1 pseudogene is annotated in these 376 nt (G+C 59.3%); it reads right to left on the bottom strand.

The features are described 5' to 3' along the window. Window positions 1–376: pseudogene (locus ACL03I_RS39530) on the bottom strand (DNA-directed RNA polymerase subunit beta); the annotation flags it as partial.

The raw sequence follows: 376 nt of genomic DNA, 5'->3' as shown, positions 1-376 counted from the left end.
TGGCGGCGTTTGCGGTCGATGCGCACACCCACGGTGTCGCGCTTGTCCACATCGAACTCCAGCCACGCGCCACGGCTCGGGATGACCCGCACACTGTGCAAGTCCTTCTCCGTGCCCTTGTCGACACTGTGGTCGAAATAGACACCCGGCGAACGCACCAACTGCGACACCACGACCCGCTCGGTGCCGTTGATGATGAACGTGCCCTTATCGGTCATCATCGGGAAATCACCCATGAAGACCGTCTGGCTCTTGATCTCACCGGTGTTGTTGTTGATGAACTCCGCCGTCACGAACAACGGAGCCGCATACGTCATGTCCTTGTCCTTGCACTCATCGATCGAGGCCTTGACCTCTTCGAAGCGCGGATCGGAGA

It is taken from the genome of Nocardia sichangensis, assembly GCF_047200615.1.
In the GTDB taxonomy this organism is placed as follows: domain Bacteria; phylum Actinomycetota; class Actinomycetes; order Mycobacteriales; family Mycobacteriaceae; genus Nocardia; species Nocardia sichangensis.
This window is presented reverse-complemented; position numbering and strand designations above follow the sequence as displayed.